The sequence below is a fragment of the Bacillus sp. FSL K6-3154 genome (assembly GCF_040869395.1).
Classification (GTDB): domain Bacteria; phylum Bacillota; class Bacilli; order Bacillales; family Bacillaceae; genus Bacillus; species Bacillus safensis.
The window spans coordinates 1,293,059-1,316,267 of the sequence record NZ_CP152033.1 but is presented as its reverse complement, the minus strand read 5'-3'; the positions used below and the strand labels follow the sequence as shown (position 1 = coordinate 1,316,267).

Below are 23,209 nucleotides of genomic sequence, written 5' to 3'. Positions count from 1 at the left end.
CGCACAAAACAGAGGTGAAGACCATGTTAGACCGTTTAAAATCAATTGAAGAACGCTATGAAAAGCTAAATGAATATTTAAGTGACCCTGAAGTGGTGAACGACCCTAAGAAGCTTCGTGAATATTCGAAAGAACAATCCGATATTCAAGAAACTGTTGAGGTATATAGACAATATCGTGCGGCATACGACCAGCTGAATGATGCGAAAGCAATGCTCGAAGAGAAGCTGGATGCCGAGATGCGCGACATGGTCAAAGAAGAAATTTCAGAGCTCACAGAAGAAACGGAACGTTTAGAAGACGAGCTGAAAATCTTGCTGATCCCGAAAGATCCGAATGACGATAAGAACGTTATTGTGGAGGTTCGTGGTGCAGCGGGTGGAGAAGAGGCTGCTCTTTTTGCGGGAAATCTTTACCGTATGTACAGCCGTTATGCTGAAATGCAAGGCTGGAAAACGGAAGTTATGGAAGCAAGTGTCACTGGCACAGGCGGTTATAAAGAGATCATCTTTATGATCAGCGGGAAAGGCGCATACTCCAAACTAAAGTTTGAAAATGGTGCACACCGCGTGCAGCGTGTTCCAGAAACAGAATCAGGCGGACGGATCCATACATCTACTGCGACAGTCGCTGTATTACCTGAGGCTGAGGAAGTTGAAATTGATATCCATGAAAAAGATATCCGTGTGGATACATTTGCATCAAGCGGACCTGGCGGACAAAGTGTCAATACGACCATGTCTGCTGTTCGATTAACTCACCTTCCAACAGGTGTTGTTGTGTCCTGTCAGGATGAGAAATCACAAATTAAAAACAAAGAAAAAGCCATGAAAGTACTGCGTGCGAGAATTTATGATAAATTCCAGCGTGAAGCACAGGCTGAATATGATCAAACACGTAAATCTGCGGTTGGAACAGGGGATCGTTCAGAGCGTATCCGTACGTACAACTTCCCGCAAAACCGTGTAACAGACCACCGCATCGGATTGACGATTCAAAAGCTTGATCAAATTTTAGAAGGAAAACTTGACGAGGTCATTGATGCACTAATTATGGAAGACCAAGCAAGAAAGCTTCAAGATGCAAAATAAAGAGCGAACAATCTTCGAAGCCCTTAAATGGGCTTCTTCTTTGTTAACGGAAGCTGGCAGAGACCAAAATGCAGCAGAACTCCTGTTGATGCATGTGCTCGGCTGGAGCAGAAGTGAGCTTCTTGCACGATTTCATGATGCGCTGCCTGAGGAGCAAGATCAACTGTTCAGCAAATTTGTGACACAGCATAAGGCGGGTGTTCCTGTTCAGCATTTAACGGGTGTTGAATTCTTTTACGGACGTCCTTTCGAGGTGAACAAGCATGTTCTTATTCCTCGTCCTGAAACGGAAGAAGTTGTTCTGGCGGCGCTCAATTTGGTAGATGACGTTTTCCCGCCCGATCAGCCGCTTAAAGCAGTTGACGTTGGCACAGGAAGCGGAGCTATTGCGATTACGCTGGCTCTTGAAAAAAAATCACTATCTGTCACAGCGACTGATATCTCACAAGAAGCGCTTGCGGTAGCAAAACGGAATCAACAAGCGCTCGGTGCAGACGTTCATTTTTTACATGGAGATTTGCTTGAACCGGTTATAGCTCAAGGCATTAAAGTAGATGTATTTATTTCCAATCCACCTTATATTGCGGCGGAAGAAATGGATAGTCTGTCTGAGGTTGTGACGAAGCATGAGCCGGTGAATGCGCTGACGGACGGACGTGATGGCTTGTGGTTTTATCAGCGTCTCGTTCATGATCTTCCCAGCGTGCTGAGTGATCAGGCAGTTGTTGTCTTTGAAATTGGACATACGCAAGGTCAAGATGTCACAGCGCTACTTGAGCAGGCATTTCCTAAAGCGGATGTCTGCATCGTCAAAGATATTAACGGAAAAGATCGAGCTGTTTGCGCACACATTCAAAACGGAAAGTCCGGCTGAAGAAAGCCGGACTATTTTATTATGTAAAGATGAAACTTATGGTAAAAGAGAAACGTATATATAGAAGAATGAACATTCTGATCATGATTTTTTACATAAATTTGTTTTGAAGGAGCGAATGGTGTGAACAAAAGGTATGCGATGGTGTTGGTCATCGTCAGTGTACTATTGATTGTGAGTGCTTGTGGTAAACCGAGCTTTAAAAAAGAGGCAGCAGCATTTGGAGAAAGCTATAAAAAAGCACAATACACAGTGAATCGAACGGATGACCTATCTGACATGAAAGAGAAGCTGAAGGTTTATTTAACCGAACATGAATATCAAGAATATACACAAGACAGCATGTTCCCGAGCATATTAGAAGCGGCGAAGGATCAAGATTGTCAAATTAAGCTGAAAAAAATTATGTTTACGCCTTCAGATGAAAGCGATGACAGAATTGAATTTAACTATGAAATGGTGATCCAATTTATCGATCAAAAAGGGAAAGTCAAAAAAGAAATCGAGAAAAAAGGAGCCATGACTGTCATCAAAACAGAATCTGGTTTAAAAATCAGCCGAGATTGGGATGGGAGACTATACCCTTCTGACTACCAATCCTCACTCAAAAGTCGTTCTTAATGAGAACGGCTTTTTTGTTTTGACTCATAATCTATTAAAAAATTCATGTTGACTGTTTATGAGATGGGTTTCCTGGACACAATGTTTGTAGCGAAGAGAAAAAGTGGGGGGAACACACAATGTTGAAAAGTAAAACGATGATTTGTCTTTATATGTTTCTATTATTATGCGGTGCTTTTGCAAACCTTGGCAGAGAGGAGACAGCGGCTGCTTCTGCAAATCAGCCTGTTGTCATACCAGATGAAGCGATTCGATTACGCATTTTAGCAAATAGTGATCGTTCAGCGGATCAGGATGTGAAAAGAAGTATTCGTGACGAGGTCAATGCGAGTATGACGGAGTGGGTGAAAGACCTCACATCCATTGAAGAAGCAAGACGTGTCATTCGATCAAAGCTGCCAGAAATCAATCGTATTGCTAAAGCGAAATTGAAGGAACAGCACATAGATCAATCCGTATCGGTCAGTTTTCAAAAAGCTTCATTTCCAACAAAGCTCTATGGAAATTTCGTCTACCCTGCTGGGAAATATGAAGCCATTTTAATTACGCTTGGAGAAGGAGACGGAGCCAACTGGTGGTGTGTGTTATTTCCGCCGCTCTGCTTTATCGATTTTTCAAACGGAGAAGCCATCGCCTCACCAGAAGGGGATGATGATAAACAAGTGACAGCGCAGCAAAAGAAAGAGTCTGTTAATGAAGTGGTGAAAGAAGAGGAAGAAGAGACAGGTGAAGTGAAGTTCTTTTTGTTCGAATGGGTCTCTAGTCTTTTCTCTTAAAAAAGGTATAAATCGGTTTTTGCCTCATAGAGTTGAAGTAAGAGATCAAAAAGAGGTGAAAGCATGTATTATCAATTAAGAATAGCCAGAGAAGAAGATGTCCCGGCGATCAATGCTTTTCTTGAAAAGGGACAAGCAAAAGGCGGAGTAACACTTGCGGAGCGAACGGCATTTGTAGTGATGGAAGATGCGGATGGTCAGCTGGCAGGCTGCTTAGGTCTTGAAAAGCTCAATGAACAAGAGGGATTGCTGCGGTCTCTTGTCATATCAGATAAGCTCGGTCAGGGACACATTGTCTCTTTGTTCCAAAGTGTTCAAACGCTGGGTGAAAAAATGGGTGTGGATACTTTTTATGTTGTCGCAAACCATTCCTCTTCCCATGATTTTTTGGCATTAATGGGCTTTACACCTTTAAAGGAAATTCCAGAAAGCATATGGAGCTCTGCACATGCAAAAGAGACATTGGGGAAAGAACAGGCTGTGGTCCTGCAAAAAAAAGGCAGTTAATCACAAAATGATGGACTTATACACATACTTATCCACTACAAAACAAGCGTTATCCACAAATTGTGGACAACGCTTGTTTTATTGATCATCATCTTTTATACTTTCAAAAGGATAATTGAGACATATCAACAGTTTTATCTTTTTTAAAAGGAGTTTGTATGATGTTAAATACAAAAAGGTGGTCTGTGGATTTAGAAAAGGATTTATCCACATACTATCCACAAATTAAACAGGCGGCCGATCTGCTGCAGCAAAATGAAGTGGTTGCTTTCCCGACAGAGACCGTTTACGGACTCGGGGCAAATGCGAAAGAGACAGAAGCCGTTATGAAAATTTATGAAGCGAAAGGGCGTCCCAGTGATAATCCGTTGATTGTTCACATTGCGGAGGTTCAGCAGCTTCACGAATTTGCACAAATAGAAAGCGAAAAAGCGAAGGCGCTGATGGATGCCTTTTGGCCGGGCGCCTTAACCATCGTTCTTCCGTGTAAGCCAGGCACTTTATCAAAGCAGGTTACAGCAGGTTTATCCACAGTAGGTGTGAGAATGCCTGACCATCCCATTGCGCTTGAGCTCATCCGAGCAGCGGGTCTGCCAATTGCTGCACCAAGTGCCAATCTTTCGGGAAAACCTTCACCAACACAAGCAGACCATGTAGCGAGTGATCTCGAAGGGAGAATCGCTGGGATTGTGGATGGCGGTTCAACTGGTATTGGCGTTGAGTCAACGGTTGTATCCTGTATCGGTGAGACTCCAGTGATTTTAAGACCAGGCGGAATTACAAAAGAAGCATTAGAAGAGGTCGTGGGGACGGTGAGTGTGGACCCAGGGCTGACAAAAAAGGACGAAGCGCCTGTATCGCCGGGAATGAAATACACACATTATGCACCTGAAGCCAAGATGTATATCTTTCATGGAAGTGATGAAGACATGCAGCGTCACATACAGAAATACAAAGCTGAAGGGCTAAAAGTCGGAGTGCTGACAACAGAAGAAAAGAAATCGCTGTTTGCGGCAGATGTTGTGTACAGCTGTGGATATAGAGAAAAACCTGAAACGGTTGCTGCAAACCTCTATCGTGTACTGAGACAATTTGATGAAACGGATGTAGACTTGATTATATCAGAAGCCTTTTCAGAGCAGGGAGTTGGTTCTGCCATTATGAACCGTCTGCAAAAAGCCGCAGGAGGGCGTACACTCCCTTCGTTCCAATAGTTCTAACCTTTCTTGGACAAACATAGGTTAAAGGAGAATGTGTGTCCAAGGGGGATTTACATGAACGAACTAGCTGGCGAATTGCTGACACTCAGCATCATGGCTTTTGCACTTGGTATGGATGCTTTTTCGGTTGGACTTGGTATGGGGATGATTCAGCTGAGGTTCCGCCAGATCATTTATATTGGACTTGTCATTGGGATATTTCATATGTTTATGCCGCTTTTTGGCATGCTGACAGGTCAGCTCTTATCTGGATGGCTCGGTCTTCTTGCCACCTATATCGGCGGGGCGCTGCTTTTGGTGCTGGGACTGCAAATGATCGTTGCTTCTATCCGCAAAGAGGATAAGCCCTTTATCGCACCTGTTGGGGCTGGTCTCGTTCTTTTTGCGACAAGTGTAAGCCTAGACAGCTTCTCCGTTGGTTTAAGTCTCGGGATTTACGGTTCCCAGGTGTGGATGACTATTTTATTGTTTGGTTTTTTTAGTATGCTCCTCACATGGCTCGGATTATTACTCGGTAAACAGGTTCGGTCATGGGTTGGTTCATATAGCGGCGCGCTTGGCGGAATCATTTTACTAGCCTTTGGAATCAAATTATTATTTCCGCTCTAGCCAGTCTCCTTACATAACATGTAGAATGAAATGCTATATAATAGAAGAAAAGGAGGGCGAAAGATGAAAATCTTATTTGTTTGTACGGGAAATACATGCAGAAGTCCAATGGCTCAAGCCCTTTTTGCTTCCATTGCAGATGAAAAAGGTTTAGAGGTCACTGTAAAATCAGCGGGCATTTTTGCCTCCGATGAAGGGAAGGCTTCTCCTCAAGCGATCGAAGCATTATTTGAGAAAAGCATTCCACTGAATCACTCATCATCAAAATTGACAGAGGATCTTCTGCGCGAAGCTCATTACGTCTTCACGATGACGATGCAGCATAAACAGTTGATTGCAGAGCAATATGCGCATGCAAAAGGCAAGGTCTTCACTTTAAAGGAATTTGCGACAGGAACAGAAGGCGATGTATCCGATCCGTTTGGAGGAAGTCTTTCTGTTTATCAGGAAACTCGAGATGAACTAGAAGCCTTGCTGTATCAGCTCGCTGAGAAGCTGAAAAAAGATCATCATAATAGATAACTTGTAAAACCGTTGCCTCAACGGTTTTTCTGCTATTGTTTGCAAATCACTAGGCAGAGGTTAAAATATAACTGTGAATAAAGAATGAATGTAAGACATAACAGAACAACTCACCCTTAGGAGGAATTGCCCGATGAAAGTAGCCATTGCATCCGATCACGGCGGAACGAATATTCGTGAAGAAATCAAACAACTGATGGATGAATTGAAGATTGAATACATTGATATGGGTTGTGAATGCGGATCAGGTTCTGTAGACTACCCAGATTATGCTTTCCCTGTAGCCAATATGGTGGCAAACGGAGAAGTCGACCGCGGCATTTTAATTTGTGGGACAGGCATCGGCATGAGCATCTCAGCAAATAAAGTAAAAGGAATTCGCTGTGCATTGGCTCATGATACATTTAGTGCGAAAGCAACGAGAGAACATAATGATACGAACGTTCTTGCAATGGGAGAGCGAGTGATTGGACCAGGATTAGCACGTGAGATTGCGCACATTTGGCTGACGACAGAGTTTACAGCAGGACGCCATGCTGTGCGGATTGGCAAAATTGCTGATTACGAAGAAAAGCACCTATAAGGAGCGCTTAACATGAACATTGGTCAAGATTGGCTTGAAATGTTAAAAGAGTTTCATCAAACAGTTGAATTGCGTGCCGGGCAAATCTTAGTCATTGGCTGCAGTACGTCAGAAGTGGCTGGTGAGCATATTGGTACTGCAGGAAGTGAGCAAATTGCCGCCTCTATCTATCAAGAATTGGATCAGTTAAGACGAGAGACCGGCATTGAGCTCGCCTTTCAATGCTGTGAACATCTAAATCGTGCCCTTGTTGTTGAAGAAGAAGTGGCTTTCCGTTTTAACCTGGAGATCGTAGCTGCAGTACCTGTCCGTAAAGCGGGTGGTTCGATGGCGGCTCATGCGTATCAGCAAATGGAACATCCTGTATTGGTTGAATGCATTGAGGCACATGCTGGAATTGATATCGGCGATACGTTAATTGGGATGCACTTAAAGAGAGTCGCTGTACCTGTCCGCCTCAGTCGTCATCGATTAGGACATGCACATGTGACTTTTGCGAAAACGCGTCCGAAGCTGATTGGCGGAGAACGAGCCGTTTATACAAGATCATAGCTTCGATATATTTCTAATATAATGTTGAATGATGAAGACGCTTTACCACTTGAATATTCGGGTTTTCATAAAAAAGAAGTCGATTTTCCAAAAAAAACTTTTACATTTTACTCAAAAACCGTGTACAATGAGATGGTGAAAACATCGAATGGAAATAGATTGGAGAGGATTTCGCTGATGAAACATTTACCTGAGCAAGACGCACAAGTATTCAAAGCAATTCAACTAGAGCGGAAACGCCAGCAGGACAAAATCGAATTAATTGCATCAGAAAACTTCGTAAGCGAAGCAGTCATGGAAGCACAGGGCTCTGTATTAACAAACAAATACGCTGAGGGCTATCCTGGTAAACGCTACTATGGCGGCTGTGAACATGTAGACGTTGTGGAAGATATCGCACGTGACCGCGCAAAAGAAATTTTTGGCGCTGAGTATGTGAACGTACAGCCTCACTCAGGTGCTCAAGCGAACATGGCCGTATACTTTACAATTCTTGAGCATGGCGATACAGTACTTGGCATGAACTTATCACATGGCGGGCATTTAACACATGGAAGCCCTGTAAACTTTAGTGGTGTACAGTACAACTTTGTAGAATACGGTGTAGATAAAGAAACTCAGCATATCGACTATCAAGATGTACTTGAAAAAGCACGTGAACATAAGCCGAAACTCATCGTTGCGGGTGCAAGTGCATACCCACGCCAAATTGATTTCAAAAAGTTCCGTGAGATTGCTGATGAAGTCGGTGCTTACTTTATGGTCGACATGGCTCACATTGCTGGTCTTGTTGCAGCAGGTCTTCATCCAAATCCAGTTCCTTACGCAGATTTTGTGACAACAACAACTCACAAAACATTACGCGGACCTCGCGGTGGAATGATCCTATGCCGTGAAGAGTTTGGTAAAAAGATCGACAAATCGATCTTCCCTGGTATTCAAGGTGGACCACTGATGCATGTCATCTCTGCAAAAGCTGTTTCTTTCGGTGAAGTATTGAACGGAGATTTCAAAACATATGCACAAAACGTCATTAATAATGCAAAACAACTAGCTGAAACACTTTTATCTGAAGATATTCAGCTTGTATCTGGCGGAACAGATAACCATCTTGTTCTCATCGACTTGCGTTCACTTGGCATCACAGGAAAAATTGCAGAAAACGTTCTTGATGAAATCGGTATTACAGTGAACAAAAATGCAATTCCTTATGATCCAGAGAAACCATTTGTCACAAGCGGTGTACGTGTAGGTACAGCAGCAGTAACAAGCCGCGGTTTTGATCAAGAAGCGATGAAAGAAGTCGGTTCCATTATTGCACTTGCGCTAAAACATCATGAAGATGAAGCGAAATTAGAAGAGGCGAAAAAGCGTGTATCTGATCTTACGGCCCGTTTCCCTCTATATAACGAATTAGATTATTAAAAAACAGACCCATTTGCCTATTTTTGGCATGTGGGTTTTTTTTGTAGGATTTGCGAATCATATTGAAAGATGATGTCTTTTTATGTAGAATTGTAGGAAGTGTGCAAAGTTCACCGGAAGATGACAGAAAAGGAGTTGTAGCAAGCAATGGCAAAGGTTTATGTATTTGATCACCCGCTTATTCAGCACAAACTTACATATATTCGTGACGTTCATACAGGAACTAAAGAATTTAGAGAGCTAGTGGATGAAGTCGCAACATTAATGGCATTTGAAATCACAAGAGACTTACCGCTTGAAGAGGTAGATGTAGAAACACCTGTACAAGTAGCGAAATCAAACGTGATCTCAGGGAAGAAACTCGGGGTTGTGCCAATTTTAAGAGCAGGTCTTGGAATGGTAGACGGGATTTTGAAACTCATTCCAGCTGCTAAAGTGGGACATGTTGGTTTATACCGTGATCCGAAAACATTAAAGCCTGTTGAATATTATGTGAAGCTTCCATCTGATGTGGAAGAACGTGAATTTATCGTAGTAGACCCAATGCTTGCAACTGGCGGTTCAGCAGTCGAAGCGTTAAACAGCTTGAAAAAACGCGGTGCGAAAAACATTCGCTTTATGTGTCTGATTGCTGCCCCTGAAGGTGTAGAAGAAATGCAAAAGCATCATCCAGATGTTGATATCTACATTGCAGCATTAGATGAGAAACTAAACGAAAAAGGTTACATCATCCCAGGTCTTGGTGATGCTGGTGACCGTATGTACGGAACGAAATAAGAAAGTCTTAATAAAAGCCCACATGCAAACGTGCATGTGGGCTTTTTGAAATATATGACAAACGGTTGATACCGTTCTTAGAAAAATCAATGTATACTGAACATTGGCTGTTTTTTTCAATGAATGTCACATCTCTCCTAAAGTTTGATGAAATTGTGAACATTTTGTGTGCTCTATCACTATAGAAAAGTTTTTTAACTTTCAACCGATTGACACATCATAGACGCTATTGTATGCTAAACGAGGGTATTATGGTAAGGTTTTCATAGCCTATAGCACTCTACTAATCCTCATTGTGAACCCTTTAATAATCAGGGTTTGTATCAACGAATGAAGCAGCATCCCATAGATCTAAAGATTTCAAGTCTGATTGTGCAATTAGACCGATGGGTGATTGATTTTTTTCGAATAGGACGGCTTATCATCAGCGTCTTCTACGCAGTTTTCATCACCATTTATCACCTTTTTTACAATACTTTTCATCGGGAGTCAGATGAATGAACGATCCAAACGCGATTTTCCGCAGACAGAGTAAATACATGTTCTATCTATTGGCAATTTTTGTGTTTGGCTATGCCATGCCTGGTTTTAAACCACTGTTTCTTGGTTTCATTATCGGCACAATTTTTGCTTTCTTTAATTTATTCCTACTTATACGGAGAATGCACGCTTTTGATCGAGCGGTTAAAAAAGGAAAATCCATTCGTTCAATGGGAAGTACAGCCAGGTGGGCCAACGCGATTCTCGCAGTAGCGATTGCTTGGCGTTACCCTAATGAAGTTCATCTGGCAGGTGTTGTTATAGGATTAATGACAATATATCCTGTCATTATGATAGATTCCTTCATTCAACTTAAACGTTCTACTATGGAAGAGAGGTGAATACTCTTTGGGTCACAGTTCAAAAACTACAGAATTTTTAGGGTTAACGTTCAACTTATCCAATGTTCTCATGATTACGATTGCTAGTATCATCGTTCTTCTCATAGCGGTGCTGACTACTCGTGTTCTGTCTATTCGTCCGACTAAGGCGCAGAACTTCATGGAATGGATCGTTGATTTTGTTCGAAATATCATAGGTAGTTCGATGGACATGAAAACAGGAGCCCCATTTCTAGCGCTTGGCGTTACATTACTCATGTACATATTTGTTTCAAACATGCTTGGACTGCCGTTCTCGATTACGGTCGATCACAACTTGTGGTGGAAATCACCAACTGCTGATCCTGCAATCACAATGACACTAGCAATAATGGTCATGGGACTTACACACTTCTACGGTGTCAAGGCAAAAGGAGTCAAGGAATATACGAAAGACTTCTTCAGGCCAATCCCATATTTAGTGCCGCTGAAAATCATTGAAGAATTTGCAAACACGCTAACACTTGGTTTGCGTCTTTACGGAAATATTTTCGCTGGAGAGATTCTTCTTGGGTTACTTGCAGGACTTGCGACCAATTTCTACACGCAAAATATTGCGCTTGGTATCGTTGGTACATTAGGTGCCATCGTGCCGATGATTGTATGGCAGGCATTCAGTTTGTTTGTCGGAACAATCCAAGCATTTATCTTCACCATGCTGACAATGGTGTACATTTCCCATAAAGTCAGCGACGAACACTAAAAAATTGAGAGTCCAAAAAGGACGTTATTTTAAAGGAGGAGCTTTTTAATGAATTTAATAGCAGCAGCAATTGCAATCGGTTTAGGAGCACTAGGAGCAGGTATTGGTAACGGTCTAATCGTATCTAAAACAGTTGAAGGAATCGCTCGTCAGCCAGAAGCTGGTAGAGAACTAAGAACACTTATGTTCATCGGGGTCGCTTTAGTTGAGGCACTTCCAATTATCGCTGTCGTTATCGCATTCTTGGCATTCTTTGGTTAATATGTGAGAAGCGTTCTAATATGAATTTTAATGGCGAAGATCAGATTAGTTCGAAACTTCGCCATTCCTTTATGTTTTGTTTCTTAACATATTATTTAAAGAAGGGAGTTGCCGTACTAAATGTCTCAGTTACCAGTGGTTTTAGGAGCAGGGGGCTTAAGTTTCAACGCCGGTGATATGTTATTCCAGCTTATCGCTATGCTCATCTTGCTTGCACTTTTAAAGAAATTTGCGCTTAAACCTTTATTAGGTATTATGAAGCAGCGTGAAGATTATATAGGAAATGAAATTTCAAGTGCTGAACAAAAGCACGTTCAAGCTGAAAAGCTTCTTGAAGAACAACGTGTCTTATTGAAAGAAGCACGCGAAGAATCACATACACTCATCGAAAATGCGAAAAAGATTGGTGAGAAACAAAAAGAAGAGATCATTCAAGCAGCACGTCAAGAATCAGAGCGCTTGAAAGAGTCTGCTAGAACTGAAATCGTGAAAGAAAAAGAACAAGCTGTGGCTGCACTGCGCGAGCAGGTTGCATCACTATCTGTGCTGATTGCATCTAAAGTGATTGAAAAAGAACTTGATGAGCAGGCACAAGAGAAATTGATTCAAGAGTACCTTAAAGAGGCAGGCGAAAGCCGATGAGCGTAACTATTGTCTCTAAGCGTTACGCTTCTGCTCTTTTTGACATCGTTCTTGCTTCTTCGGCAGTAGACGAAACTGAAAAAGAGCTGAATGAGATCAAAAAAGTTCTAAAGGCTGATCAAGAACTCAATGACTTCCTTGTTCATCCAAAGATTACAGCAGACAAAAAGAAACAGTTGATTGCTGAAGCTTTCAAAGGTGTTTCTACTTATGTATTGCACACAATGTATTTACTGATTGACCGCGGACGCACGAATATTTTCTCTGAAATGACGTCTGAGTTTGTGAAACTTGCAAACCGTACGAAACAAATAGACGATGCGGTCGTGTATTCAGTGAAACCGCTGAGCGGTGCTGAAATTCAATCTTTATCTGAAGTATTTGCCAAAAAAGCCGGAGTCACATCACTGCGTGTTGAAAATGTGATTGACAAGGATCTAATAGGCGGAGTGAAAATCCGTATCGGAAACCGCATTTATGACGGCAGTGTCAGCGGAAAGCTTTCCCGCATTGAACGTCAGCTTGCAGGCGAAAATCGTTAGAAGGGGTGAAACCTTAGTGAGTATCAAAGCTGAAGAGATTAGCGCGCTGATAAAGCAGCAAATCCAAAACTATCAATCAGAAATTGAAGTAAAAGATGTCGGTACAGTCATTCAAGTAGGGGACGGTATCGCGCGTGTACATGGCCTTGACAACATTATGGCAGGAGAGCTGGTTGAGTTCTCTAACGGTGTAATGGGTATGGCTCAAAACCTTGAGGAGTCTAACGTAGGTATCGTTATTTTAGGACCTTACAAAGATATCCGCGAAGGTGACGACGTAAAACGTACAGGTCGTATCATGGAGGTTCCAGTAGGTGAAGAGTTAATCGGACGTATTGTGAACCCGCTTGGTCAGCCTGTTGATGGACTAGGTCCAATCTTAACAAGCAAAACACGTCCAATCGAAAGTGAAGCACCTGGCGTTATGGATCGTAAATCTGTACATGAGCCGCTTCAAACAGGAATTAAAGCAATTGATGCCTTGATTCCAATCGGCCGCGGACAGCGTGAATTGATCATTGGTGACCGTCAAACAGGTAAAACATCTGTTGCAATCGATACGATTCTAAACCAAAAAGATCAAGACATGATCTGTATTTATGTAGCTATCGGACAAAAAGAATCTACGGTTCGTGGTGTTGTTGAAACACTTCGTAAGCATGGTGCGCTTGACTACACAATCGTTGTCACAGCTTCTGCATCACAGCCGGCTCCACTTCTTTACCTTGCTCCTTATGCAGGTGTAACGATGGGTGAGGAATTCATGTATAACGGCAAGCACGTACTTGTTGTCTATGATGACCTTTCTAAACAAGCGGCAGCTTACCGTGAGCTTTCATTATTGCTTCGTCGTCCTCCAGGTCGTGAGGCATTCCCTGGTGATGTTTTCTATCTTCACTCTCGTTTATTAGAACGTGCAGCGAAGCTTAGTGACGAAAAGGGTGGCGGTTCTATCACAGCATTGCCTTTCGTAGAAACGCAGGCTGGCGATATCTCTGCATATATCCCAACAAACGTTATTTCCATCACAGATGGACAGATTTTCTTACAATCTGACCTCTTCTTCTCAGGCGTACGTCCAGCGGTAAACGCAGGATTGTCTGTATCCCGTGTAGGTGGTTCTGCACAAATCAAAGCGATGAAAAAGGTAGCAGGTACACTTCGTCTGGATCTTGCTTCTTATCGTGAGCTTGAAGCATTCGCTCAGTTTGGATCTGATCTAGACCAAGCCACTCAAGCGAAATTAAACCGTGGTGCAAGAACAGTTGAAGTCTTAAAACAAGACTTGAACAAACCGCTTAAAGTTGAAAAACAAGTAGCGATTCTTTACGCACTAACAAGAGGATACTTAGACGATGTAGCCATTGCTGATGTTAAACGTTTTGAAGCTGAGTTATTCTTGTACATTGAAGAAAACCATAAAGGCTTGTTTGACACAATCTCTCAAACAGGAAATATGCCTGCTGATGAAGAGTGGAAGACAGCAATCGAAGGCTTTAAACGTACGTTTGCACCAAGCAACTAATTAGTAATCTTTCCGAGAGAAAAAGATTCTCTTTTTCTCTCTTTTCACGTAAATGAACACGGATTCCTGAAAAAAGGTGGTGAAATCTTTGGCCTCATTACGCGATATAAAGTCAAGGATCACGTCAACGAAAAAATCGAGTCAGATCACAAAAGCGATGCAAATGGTATCAGCTGCGAAACTGAATCGTGCTGAAAACAATGCGAAGTCTTTTGTTCCTTACATGGAGAAAATCCAGGAAGTGGTTGCTGCAATCGCAACTGGAACAAGTGCTAAGCACCCAATGCTTCTTTCAAGACCTGTCAAAAAAACAGGGTATCTCGTTATTACATCTGATCGAGGGCTTGCAGGACCTTTTAACAGCTCGATTTTGCGTGCCGCTTACCAAACCATTCAAGCTCGTCATCAATCCGCTGATGAATATGCGGTGATTGTCATTGGTAAAATCGGACGCGACTTCTTCAAAAAGCGTGGTATTCCAGTTATTTCTGAAGTAACAGGGCTTGGAGACGAAGTAGCGTTTGCTGATATTAAAGAATTAGCAAGCAGTACAGTTCAAATGTTCTCTGATGAAGCGTTTGATGAACTTTACATGTTCTACAACCACTTTGTCAGTGCGATTTCACAAGAAGTAACAGAGAAGAAATTATTGCCGCTAACGGACCTTTCGGCCGCAGCGACACCAAATAAACGTTCCGCATCTTATGAGTTTGAGCCTTCTGAAGAAGAAATTCTTGAAGTTCTCCTTCCTCAATATGCAGAGAGTTTGATTTTCGGTGCGCTTCTTGACAGCAAAGCAAGTGAACATGCTGCAAGAATGACAGCAATGAAGAGTGCAACAGACAACGCAAAAGAATTGATCGACAGCCTGACACTCTCTTACAACCGTGCTCGTCAAGCAGCGATTACACAAGAGATTACAGAAATTGTCGGCGGTGCAGCTGCCTTAGAATAGAAATAATTGTCAGGAGGGAATGCAATGAAAACAGGACGCATCAGTCAGATCATGGGACCAGTCGTAGACGTTCGTTTTGAAGACGGTCACTTGCCTGAGATTTATAATGCGATCAAAGTTTCGCATAAAGCGGAAAGCGAAAGTGAAGTTGATATCGACTTAACTTTAGAAGTAGCACTACATTTAGGTGATGATACAGTGAGAACCATCGCGATGGCATCAACAGACGGTGTGAAGCGCGGTATGGAAGCTGTAGACCTTGGAAAACCAATTTCAGTACCAGTTGGTAACGTAACACTTGGACGTGTATTCAACGTACTGGGAGATAACATTGACTTAGATGAGCCACTTGGTGTGGAAGCTCAAAGAGATCCAATCCACAGACAAGCGCCTTCTTTTGATCAACTTTCTACAGAAGTTGAAATTCTTGAAACAGGTATCAAAGTTGTTGACCTGCTTGCTCCTTACATCAAAGGTGGAAAGATCGGTCTATTCGGTGGAGCTGGTGTAGGTAAAACCGTTCTGATTCAAGAATTGATCAACAACATCGCACAAGAACACGGCGGTATTTCTGTATTCGCTGGTGTTGGAGAGCGTACACGTGAAGGAAACGACCTTTACTACGAAATGAAAGATTCTGGCGTTATCGAAAAAACAGCCATGGTCTTCGGTCAAATGAACGAGCCGCCAGGTGCACGTATGCGTGTTGCCCTAACTGGTTTGACAATGGCAGAGCATTTCCGTGATGAACAAGGTCAAGACGTATTGTTCTTCATCGATAATATCTATCGCTTTACACAAGCAGGTTCTGAAGTATCAGCCCTTCTTGGACGTATGCCTTCAGCGGTAGGTTATCAGCCGACACTTGCAACAGAAATGGGTCAGCTGCAAGAACGTATCACGTCTACAAACGTAGGATCGGTTACATCGATTCAAGCGATCTATGTACCTGCGGATGACTATACAGATCCAGCTCCTGCAACGACGTTCGCTCACCTTGATGCAACGACAAACCTTGAGCGTAAGCTGACTGAAATGGGTATTTACCCAGCGGTTGATCCTCTTGCTTCAACATCTCGTGCACTTGCACCTGAGATCGTTGGCGAAGAGCATTATGCGATTGCGCGTGAAGTGCAGCAAACATTACAGCGTTATAAAGAGCTGCAAGATATTATTGCCATTTTAGGTATGGATGAATTATCTGAGGACGATAAGCTTGTGGTACACAGAGCGCGTCGTGTTCAATTCTTCCTATCTCAAAACTTCCACGTAGCAGAGCAGTTCACTGGCCAAAAGGGTTCTTATGTGCCATTGAAAGAAACTGTTAAAGGCTTCAAGGAAATCTTATCTGGTAAATACGATCACCTTCCAGAAGATGCATTCCGCTTAGTTGGACGCATTGAAGAAGTGGTTGAAAAAGCCAAAGAGATGGGTGTAGAGGCCTAATCTGGTCCTTAGGAGGGTAAAAGCATGAAGACCGTTCAAGTCAATATCGTTACTCCCGACGGCCCAGTGTATCAAGCGGATGTGGAAATGGTCAGTGTAAGAGCAGAAAGCGGTGAGCTTGGTATTTTAGCTGGCCACGTTCCAATGGTTGCTCCGCTAAAAATCGGTGCAGTTCGCTTAAAACATAGTGGATCAACTGAATTGGTTGCAGTAAGTGGCGGATTTGTTGAAGTCCGCCCTGAACAAGTAACAATTCTGGCTCAGGCCGCTGAAACATCAGACAAAGTTGATGTCGATCGTGCTAAATCAGCGAAACAGCGTGCTGAAGAGCATTTGAACCACCCGAATGAAAGTGATGTACGCCGGGCGGAACTCGCATTAAAACGGGCGTTAAACCGTTTAAATGTAGCAGGGAAATAAAACAGAAAATCCTTCTTATCACAGTGATAAGAAGGATTTTTTTTAGGATGACATGAGAGATTGATACATCGACACATAAGGATGAGATGCTTGCTTTTCTAGATATAAGTGCTCGCAAAATTGCGTACTACAATGCCATGTTTTATTGTTTCTGCGTAAGCCAAGCGTATATTTGTGCGGAGAATCCATATAAGGCCGCACCACCCAGTCAGCATCTGAATGATGACGGATGACAACCTCTCCTATATACACACTCATCATCGCTTCTAATGCATCTATTGGCATTTTCCACTCAGCGAACAGCTGCTTGGTCAATGCATCAAAGTATAGTGATTCTAACTGATACAGGCTTTCCTCAGAGTAATCCAAAGAAATGTTATGAAAATGACACAATTGTGCTAATTCGTCTAGCTGTGTCTGTCTATAATCAAAGTAGAAAGCAATGGCCTCCCATTCATGATCAAATGAGGGAACCAATTCTCCGTACAAATCAACAAAGTCAGGAAAAGAATCTTTCAATGTGTTCAGCTCCTTCCACACGCAGTATATCATCTCCTTGGCATCAGGATAAGAGGGGATTTACACTAAATGTAGCTCTTTTTTCCAAATGATTCATCTTTCCGATTTTCGAGGATATAATGAAAGGGAGTTTTCCTTTACAGAAATAAATAAAAGGAGGATTCAACTGTATGGAAGACGTAGGACAACAAGCAATCGTGGGCATTGTGATTCACCTATTTTTTATCGCGGTTACATGGTGGGCACTGCTTGCTGTAAATATTGATCCACTCATTAAAAAAGGGAAAATCGTTCAAGCAAGGCTGCTGATGATGCTCATTACTATTGCCATCGCATCTGCGGTCAGCAATTTCTTCCTTGATTACTTAAATTTCTCCAGACAAATTCCTTATATGTTCTAACATAAAAGGTTTGGTCACGGCCTTCTGCGGGAACATAAAATGAAGGGTCAAAAGGTTGGCCTTTTGTTGACTTTTCCACGTATGCATTGACCTCCTTGCGGCAACACTTGTAGCAAGGGGGAATGACAGGTGAGAAAGTATTTGAAAGGTTGGCCATTATTTGCGTTTATTCTTTTTTTTGTTCTAATGATTCAAGGTGTTCGTGCGGAAGAATCTTCTCCGCTCACTCAAATAGCAGAAGGTTTGAAAAATCAGCAAATTGAAGTCGATGGATGGACCCTTCATGCCAAAACAAATGTAGATATTTCATCCGAACAATTTTCAAAAAAAGTGAAACGTTTGAAAGACGAACTACGACAGTATGAGTGGACCGAAAAAAAAGAACAACATGTCACCAAAGTCACAGGAATTTACAAAGATGAAAAAAATGATACAGAATCGAAAATTTTACTCGTAAAGACCGACACAAAATCAAATCAAAAGTCGTATTTATTATATGAGCAAAAAGGTGCTCGCCCACTGAATACCTGGGAGCATACATATGATCAGTTCGTACGTCATGCAAAAAGCATATTACAAGAGAAAATTGTAATTTTTACTTGTCTCGATGGTCATGTAAATGGTATGATGGATGTTGTTTTGCAAAAAAAAGCTGAAACGTTAGCAAATGAATTTCAAGCAAAACCAGTTGAGTATCTCGTTGAGTCTAATTTTGTGTCGCTTTCCGCTTACACAGATAAGTGGGAACAGTTCATTATGACTTCAAATGATAAAATGAATGTTCAAATTGCCATCAGAAGTTCGGAAATGAACGAAAATCATACGATTACGGTTGGCACACCAATCGTAACGACTGAATATTAATATAGAGAATTTGGGACGCGGAGGGGAAGACCTTGGAAAAAATCATCGTCCGCGGCGGTCAAAAGTTAAACGGCACAGTTAAAGTAGAAGGCGCAAAAAATGCCGTTTTACCAGTTATCGCTGCATCTTTGTTAGCAAGTACAGAAAAAAGCGTAATTTGTGATGTACCTACGCTCTCCGATGTATATACAATCAATGAAGTGTTACGTCATTTAGGAGCAGAAGTACATTTTGAAAATAACGAAGTATCAGTTGATGCATCTCATGCACTAGAAACTGAGGCTCCGTTTGAGTATGTCCGTAAAATGAGAGCATCCGTGCTTGTCATGGGACCACTTTTAGCAAGAACAGGTCATGCAAGAGTTGCATTACCTGGAGGCTGTGCAATTGGTTCAAGACCAATTGATCAGCATTTAAAAGGCTTTGAAGCAATGGGAGCTAAAATTCAAGTAGGTAATGGTTTCATCGAGGCTGAAGTAAAAGGCCGTTTAAAAGGTGCAAAAATCTATTTGGATTTCCCAAGTGTAGGGGCAACTGAAAACATCATCATGGCAGCAGCATTAGCGGAAGGAACAACAATTTTAGAAAACGTAGCAAAAGAACCTGAAATTGTTGATTTAGCAAACTACATCAATGCCATGGGCGGTAAGGTTCGCGGTGCTGGTACTGGTACAATCAAAATCGAAGGTGTGGAAACACTTCACGGTGCAAAACACAACATCATCCCTGACAGAATTGAAGCAGGTACTTTCATGGTGGCAGCAGCCATTACAGAAGGAAATGTTCTTGTAAAAGGCGCAGTGCCAGAGCACATGACATCACTTGTTGCAAAAATGGAAGAAATGGGTATTCAGATCATTGAAGAAGAAGAAGGTTTAAGAGTCATTGGACCATCTGAGCTCAAGCCAATCGATCTAAAAACAATGCCGCATCCTGGGTTCCCAACGGATATGCAATCTCAGATGATGGCGCTATTGCTTCGTGCGAACGGAACAAGCATGATCACAGAGACGGTGTTTGAAAACCGCTTTATGCATGCTGAAGAATTCCGCCGCATGAATGGCGATATTAAAATTGAGGGTCGCTCTGTCATTATCAATGGGCCGGTTCAACTTCAAGGTGCTGAAGTGGCAGCGACTGATTTAAGAGCAGGAGCAGCACTTGTACTTGCTGGATTAGTGGCAGAAGGTCATACACGTGTCACAGAGTTGAAGCATATTGACCGTGGTTATGTGAACTTCCACCAAAAGCTTGCAGCAATCGGTGCAGATATCGAAAGAGTAAACGATGAATCAGCAGATGTGACACAAGAACAAGTTGTATCAGATCTGAACGCGTAATCATAAAGAAATCAGTGTGTCCATTGGGCATGCTGATTTTTTTTAGATTCATAGAATGCCTCATTTCACAAAGCTTATCATTAGTGTATCCAACCATCTTAAATTTTATTCATACAGACGAACAGTAAAATCCATTTGAAGAACAGCCTCATACCTTCATAAAAGACTTGTCCACTAAATGAAAGAAGCTGTCATATTAGCTTGTCCCTGCCCATAGGATAAAAGAGATTCAATGACAAATGGGGGCAGCCAAATATGAAACCAATGATATGGACAATCGCAGGAATATGTATCATCATTTTAATGATTCCAACATTACTTGTGTTGCCGACATTCCAAGGGAAGCCGGCGGCCAGCCAGCACGTAGCAGCGGAACCATCAGTTAAAAAAGAAGTGAAGGGTTCAGTCAAATTGAAGCAATCACCCGTCGCTATCCCCGTCTATCGCTCTGCTCATCAGCAGGTAGAAAACATCCCCTTAGAAGAGTATGTGATCGGTGTCGTAGCATCTGAAATGCCAGCTGATTTTGAAATGGAAGCACTCAAGGCACAAGCGCTCGCAGCAAGAACGTATATCGTCAGACAAATGATCAGTGATAAGACAGTCAAATCACCTAAGGGCTCGCTCGTAGATGATACCCAAATGTTCCAGGTGTACAAAAACAAACAAGAACTCAAGAAAATTTGGGGGAAAGCGTACAATTGGAAATTAAAAAAGGTCACGGAAGCTGTCGCCAGCACACAAGGAAAAGTGCTGACTTATGACGAGAAACCAATTGATGCTTCATTCTTTTCAACAAGTAATGGAAAAACGGAAAATGCTGAAGCCTATTGGAAAAACGAAATCCCTTATTTGAAAAGTGTCTCAAGTAAATGGGACGAAAAATCGCCAAAATTTCAAAACAAGAAAACCATCTCGGTAAGTGAATTTCAGCAAAAATTAGGCGTGACACTCACTCAGCAGGCTCAGGTCGGACAGATAGTAGAACGGACACCAGGAAACCAAGTAGCGAAAGTTGTGATCAACGGTAAAACACTGTCAGGCCGAGACATTCGAGAATCACTAGGCCTTCATTCAGCGGACTTCACATGGGAACGCCAGGGCGAGCAGATTGTCATTACAACAAAAGGATATGGTCATGGTGTAGGCATGAGTCAATATGGTGCGCATTATATGGCGCAGGCTGGAAAAAAAGTAGATGCCATCGTGAAACATTATTATAAAGGAATTCAAATCGAATCAGCCGATCGTTTTCTCAACACGTATATGGCTAAAAAATAAAGCAAAGGTGCCTCAGAAATGGGGCATTTTTTTTGTGTGGTCAAAGAGGTTTGAACAGAATGTGACAAATTGCGACTTAAGACGCACCGAAGGAAAACTTAAACATTTATGTCCCGATAAGAACTGATGGCCGATACAAAGCCCCTCAAAAGGAGGAGAAATCGAGAGGATAAAGGGTCTGTTAGGTGAAAATATCTAGACATCTGACAGAATTTTAGTGATTTTGATGAAAGAGAAAAAGGGACCGAGTCCTATACCATTCCAAGACAGAATATTTTACGATTAAGATGTTTCAATTAAATACATAAGGAGGAAGGAAAATTATGTTGAAAAAAGTATTCTCACTCGTAACCTTAGCTGTATTGACATTATCTATGTCAATCTCTTCACCAGTATTTGCAGAAGCATCTACAGTCAAAAAACATAATAAAGATGTAAGAGTCACAATCTTGCTTGATGCAAGTGGAAGCATGGCAAGAAAAGTTGAGGGAGAGCGCAAATTTGATCTCGCCAAACAAGAGGTATTTAAATTTGCTCAATCACTTCCAAAAGACGCTAAAATTCGTATGAGCTTGTTTGGTTCTGAAGGAAACAACAAAAATTCAGGTAAAGCTCAATCATGTGAAGTCATTAGAGGCGTTTACGGCGTACAGCCTTATGAAAAAGACAGCTTTGAAAACTCTTTAAACGGACTTGGGCCAAATGGCTGGACACCGATTGCACGTGCACTTGAAAATGCAAAGCAAGCGGATGAGCAGCTTACTGAAGGAACAAAGCATATTGTGTACTTAATCACTGATGGTGAAGAAACTTGTGGCGGAGATCCAGTAAAAGTAGCAAAAGAATTGCATAACTCAAAAGGATCAACTGTTGTAAATGTGATCGGGTTAGACTTTAACGATGGCTATGAAGGTCAATTGAAGCAAGTAGCCAAAGCTGGTAAAGGCCATTACTACCAAGCAAGCACAGGTAAAGAAATGGGATCTATCTTTTCAGCAGAATCATTAAAACTACACGAATAACTTGCTGAACAAAAGGGAAACGATTGATTCATGCTTTCGTTTCTCTTTTTCTGTACAAAAGTAAAAAAGGAGGTCTTTATTGATGAAAAGAAATATCGTATTAACCATTTTGGCTAGTCTTGTCCTGCTTCTTTCTTCACCAGCTCATGCTGTAACAAAACAGGAGCCGCCTGCTCATGTGGTGATATTACTCGATTTAAGCGGCAGCATGGCACAGTCAGTTGAAGGTGAAAAGAAAATTGAAATCGCCAAACGGTCTATTCAAAGCTTTGCGAGTATTTTATCAGAAGATACACAAGTTCTGCTTCGAGTGTTTGGTCATGAAGGAACCAATAAAAATGCAGGGAAAGCCGTTTCTTGTTCAAGCTCTGAAGCCGTTTACGGATTTGGATCATATGAGCCATCAACATTTCAACAAGCACTGAATGTGTATAAGCCAACTGGCTGGACACCACTTGCAAAAGCATTAACGGATACGAAACAAGATTTTGAAGATCACCAAGCTGAAGGGAAAAATATTGTCTATGTTGTCAGTGATGGTGAAGAAACTTGTGGTGGAAGCCCTTCACAAGCAGCAAAGGAATTACATGAAGACGGAATAGATACAATCGTCAATATCATTGGCTTCGATGTGAATGAAAAGGAAGCAAAAAGTCTTAAATCTGTTGCAAAAGCGGGTGGAGGACAATATCAACCGGCTGCAAATGCCGAAGAATTGAACCATATTCTTCAACAGGAAGCGAGCGCTTTTGGTCGGTAGAGAGTGAATGGCAGCTGGGGAAAACAACCCCAGCTGTTTTTAAGTTGACGA

At 42.0% G+C, this 23,209-nt stretch carries 28 protein-coding genes; 27 read left to right on the top strand and 1 reads right to left on the bottom strand.

What is annotated here, in order from left to right; genetic code table 11:
- The first annotated feature begins 23 nt into the window (after window positions 1-23).
- The 21 genes from prfA to MHH61_RS06870 all read left to right on the top strand — a co-directional run bounded on the left by prfA (window position 24) and on the right by MHH61_RS06870 (window position 16,971).
- Window positions 24-1,091, top strand: coding sequence for a peptide chain release factor 1 (gene prfA, locus MHH61_RS06970; RefSeq protein ID WP_024423741.1), 1,068 nt, complete (start codon window positions 24-26; stop codon window positions 1,089-1,091).
- Window positions 1,081-1,965 (top strand): peptide chain release factor N(5)-glutamine methyltransferase, encoded by an 885-nt coding sequence (prmC, locus tag MHH61_RS06965; RefSeq protein ID WP_024426347.1) that lies wholly within the window; start codon window positions 1,081-1,083, stop codon window positions 1,963-1,965. Before prfA ends, prmC begins: the two co-directional genes overlap by 11 nt.
- Before the next feature lie 141 nt (window positions 1,966-2,106).
- Window positions 2,107-2,586 (top strand): hypothetical protein, encoded by a 480-nt coding sequence (locus tag MHH61_RS06960; protein ID WP_024423739.1) that lies wholly within the window; start codon window positions 2,107-2,109, stop codon window positions 2,584-2,586.
- A 119-nt stretch (window positions 2,587-2,705) separates the two neighbouring features.
- Window positions 2,706-3,362, top strand: coding sequence for a stage II sporulation protein R (gene spoIIR / locus MHH61_RS06955; protein ID WP_125585857.1), 657 nt, complete (start codon window positions 2,706-2,708; stop codon window positions 3,360-3,362).
- A gap of 63 nt (window positions 3,363-3,425) precedes the next feature.
- Window positions 3,426-3,869: a GNAT family N-acetyltransferase gene (locus MHH61_RS06950; RefSeq protein ID WP_125585859.1), complete on the top strand. Its 444-nt coding sequence runs from the start codon at window positions 3,426-3,428 to the stop codon at window positions 3,867-3,869.
- Between the two features lie 161 nt (window positions 3,870-4,030).
- Window positions 4,031-5,083: an L-threonylcarbamoyladenylate synthase gene (locus MHH61_RS06945; protein ID WP_125585861.1), complete on the top strand. Its 1,053-nt coding sequence runs from the start codon at window positions 4,031-4,033 to the stop codon at window positions 5,081-5,083.
- Between the two features lie 60 nt (window positions 5,084-5,143).
- Window positions 5,144-5,698, top strand: a complete 555-nt coding sequence (locus MHH61_RS06940; RefSeq protein ID WP_024423735.1) for a manganese efflux pump — start codon at window positions 5,144-5,146, stop codon at window positions 5,696-5,698.
- A gap of 63 nt (window positions 5,699-5,761) precedes the next feature.
- Window positions 5,762-6,220: a low molecular weight protein arginine phosphatase gene (locus MHH61_RS06935; protein WP_024423734.1), complete on the top strand. Its 459-nt coding sequence runs from the start codon at window positions 5,762-5,764 to the stop codon at window positions 6,218-6,220.
- A gap of 133 nt (window positions 6,221-6,353) precedes the next feature.
- Window positions 6,354-6,803, top strand: coding sequence for a ribose 5-phosphate isomerase B (rpiB, locus tag MHH61_RS06930; RefSeq protein ID WP_003214714.1), 450 nt, complete (start codon window positions 6,354-6,356; stop codon window positions 6,801-6,803).
- A gap of 12 nt (window positions 6,804-6,815) precedes the next feature.
- A complete protein-coding gene (locus MHH61_RS06925) occupies window positions 6,816-7,355 on the top strand; it encodes a TIGR01440 family protein (protein WP_024423733.1) in 540 nt (179 codons plus the stop codon).
- 177 nt (window positions 7,356-7,532) lie between these two features.
- Window positions 7,533-8,780 carry a serine hydroxymethyltransferase gene (gene glyA / locus MHH61_RS06920; RefSeq protein ID WP_024423732.1) on the top strand — a complete coding sequence of 416 codons (1,248 nt, stop codon included), beginning with the start codon at window positions 7,533-7,535 and terminating at the stop codon, window positions 8,778-8,780.
- A 147-nt stretch (window positions 8,781-8,927) separates the two neighbouring features.
- Window positions 8,928-9,557, top strand: coding sequence for a uracil phosphoribosyltransferase (gene upp / locus MHH61_RS06915; protein WP_003214553.1), 630 nt, complete (start codon window positions 8,928-8,930; stop codon window positions 9,555-9,557).
- A 497-nt stretch (window positions 9,558-10,054) separates the two neighbouring features.
- On the top strand, window positions 10,055-10,438 hold the full coding sequence (locus tag MHH61_RS06910; protein WP_024423731.1) for an ATP synthase subunit I: 384 nt from the start codon (window positions 10,055-10,057) through the stop codon (window positions 10,436-10,438).
- Window positions 10,439-10,445: 7 nt separating this feature from the next.
- On the top strand, window positions 10,446-11,180 hold the full coding sequence (atpB, locus tag MHH61_RS06905; protein WP_087977757.1) for a F0F1 ATP synthase subunit A: 735 nt from the start codon (window positions 10,446-10,448) through the stop codon (window positions 11,178-11,180).
- A gap of 48 nt (window positions 11,181-11,228) precedes the next feature.
- A complete protein-coding gene (atpE, locus tag MHH61_RS06900) occupies window positions 11,229-11,441 on the top strand; it encodes a F0F1 ATP synthase subunit C (RefSeq protein ID WP_003214968.1) in 213 nt (70 codons plus the stop codon).
- A 120-nt stretch (window positions 11,442-11,561) separates the two neighbouring features.
- A complete protein-coding gene (gene atpF, locus MHH61_RS06895) occupies window positions 11,562-12,083 on the top strand; it encodes a F0F1 ATP synthase subunit B (protein ID WP_008354935.1) in 522 nt (173 codons plus the stop codon).
- Window positions 12,080-12,625, top strand: coding sequence for a F0F1 ATP synthase subunit delta (locus MHH61_RS06890; protein ID WP_024426340.1), 546 nt, complete (start codon window positions 12,080-12,082; stop codon window positions 12,623-12,625). Before atpF ends, MHH61_RS06890 begins: the two co-directional genes overlap by 4 nt.
- 16 nt (window positions 12,626-12,641) lie before the next feature.
- The gene (atpA, locus tag MHH61_RS06885; protein WP_024423728.1) at window positions 12,642-14,150 is read left to right on the top strand and encodes a F0F1 ATP synthase subunit alpha; all 1,509 of its coding nucleotides are present in this window, start codon (window positions 12,642-12,644) and stop codon (window positions 14,148-14,150) included.
- Window positions 14,151-14,238: 88 nt separating this feature from the next.
- Window positions 14,239-15,105 (top strand): F0F1 ATP synthase subunit gamma, encoded by an 867-nt coding sequence (locus MHH61_RS06880; RefSeq protein WP_034622534.1) that lies wholly within the window; start codon window positions 14,239-14,241, stop codon window positions 15,103-15,105.
- A 24-nt stretch (window positions 15,106-15,129) separates the two neighbouring features.
- Window positions 15,130-16,551: a F0F1 ATP synthase subunit beta gene (gene atpD / locus MHH61_RS06875; RefSeq protein WP_008354929.1), complete on the top strand. Its 1,422-nt coding sequence runs from the start codon at window positions 15,130-15,132 to the stop codon at window positions 16,549-16,551.
- A 24-nt stretch (window positions 16,552-16,575) separates the two neighbouring features.
- Window positions 16,576-16,971 (top strand): F0F1 ATP synthase subunit epsilon, encoded by a 396-nt coding sequence (locus MHH61_RS06870; RefSeq protein WP_003214592.1) that lies wholly within the window; start codon window positions 16,576-16,578, stop codon window positions 16,969-16,971.
- Between the two features lie 42 nt (window positions 16,972-17,013).
- Here the strand turns inward: MHH61_RS06870 and MHH61_RS06865 are convergent, their stop codons facing one another.
- Window positions 17,014-17,490 (bottom strand): hypothetical protein, encoded by a 477-nt coding sequence (locus MHH61_RS06865; protein ID WP_125585863.1) that lies wholly within the window; start codon window positions 17,488-17,490, stop codon window positions 17,014-17,016.
- 170 nt (window positions 17,491-17,660) lie between these two features.
- On the opposite strand from MHH61_RS06865, the gene MHH61_RS06860 reads away from it, so the two are divergent.
- The 6 genes from MHH61_RS06860 (at window position 17,661) to MHH61_RS06835 (ending at window position 23,158) form a co-directional block, all read left to right on the top strand.
- A complete protein-coding gene (locus MHH61_RS06860) occupies window positions 17,661-17,891 on the top strand; it encodes a DUF1146 family protein (protein ID WP_024423724.1) in 231 nt (76 codons plus the stop codon).
- 129 nt (window positions 17,892-18,020) lie between these two features.
- Window positions 18,021-18,755: a YwmB family TATA-box binding protein gene (locus MHH61_RS06855; RefSeq protein WP_047202548.1), complete on the top strand. Its 735-nt coding sequence runs from the start codon at window positions 18,021-18,023 to the stop codon at window positions 18,753-18,755.
- A 32-nt stretch (window positions 18,756-18,787) separates the two neighbouring features.
- A complete protein-coding gene (murA, locus tag MHH61_RS06850) occupies window positions 18,788-20,095 on the top strand; it encodes a UDP-N-acetylglucosamine 1-carboxyvinyltransferase (RefSeq protein WP_024423722.1) in 1,308 nt (435 codons plus the stop codon).
- A gap of 255 nt (window positions 20,096-20,350) precedes the next feature.
- Window positions 20,351-21,376: a stage II sporulation protein D gene (gene spoIID, locus MHH61_RS06845; protein ID WP_125585865.1), complete on the top strand. Its 1,026-nt coding sequence runs from the start codon at window positions 20,351-20,353 to the stop codon at window positions 21,374-21,376.
- 323 nt (window positions 21,377-21,699) lie between these two features.
- Window positions 21,700-22,398, top strand: coding sequence for a VWA domain-containing protein (locus MHH61_RS06840; RefSeq protein WP_125585867.1), 699 nt, complete (start codon window positions 21,700-21,702; stop codon window positions 22,396-22,398).
- 82 nt (window positions 22,399-22,480) lie between these two features.
- Window positions 22,481-23,158, top strand: coding sequence for a VWA domain-containing protein (locus MHH61_RS06835; protein WP_024423719.1), 678 nt, complete (start codon window positions 22,481-22,483; stop codon window positions 23,156-23,158).
- Window positions 23,159-23,209 lie beyond the last annotated feature (51 nt).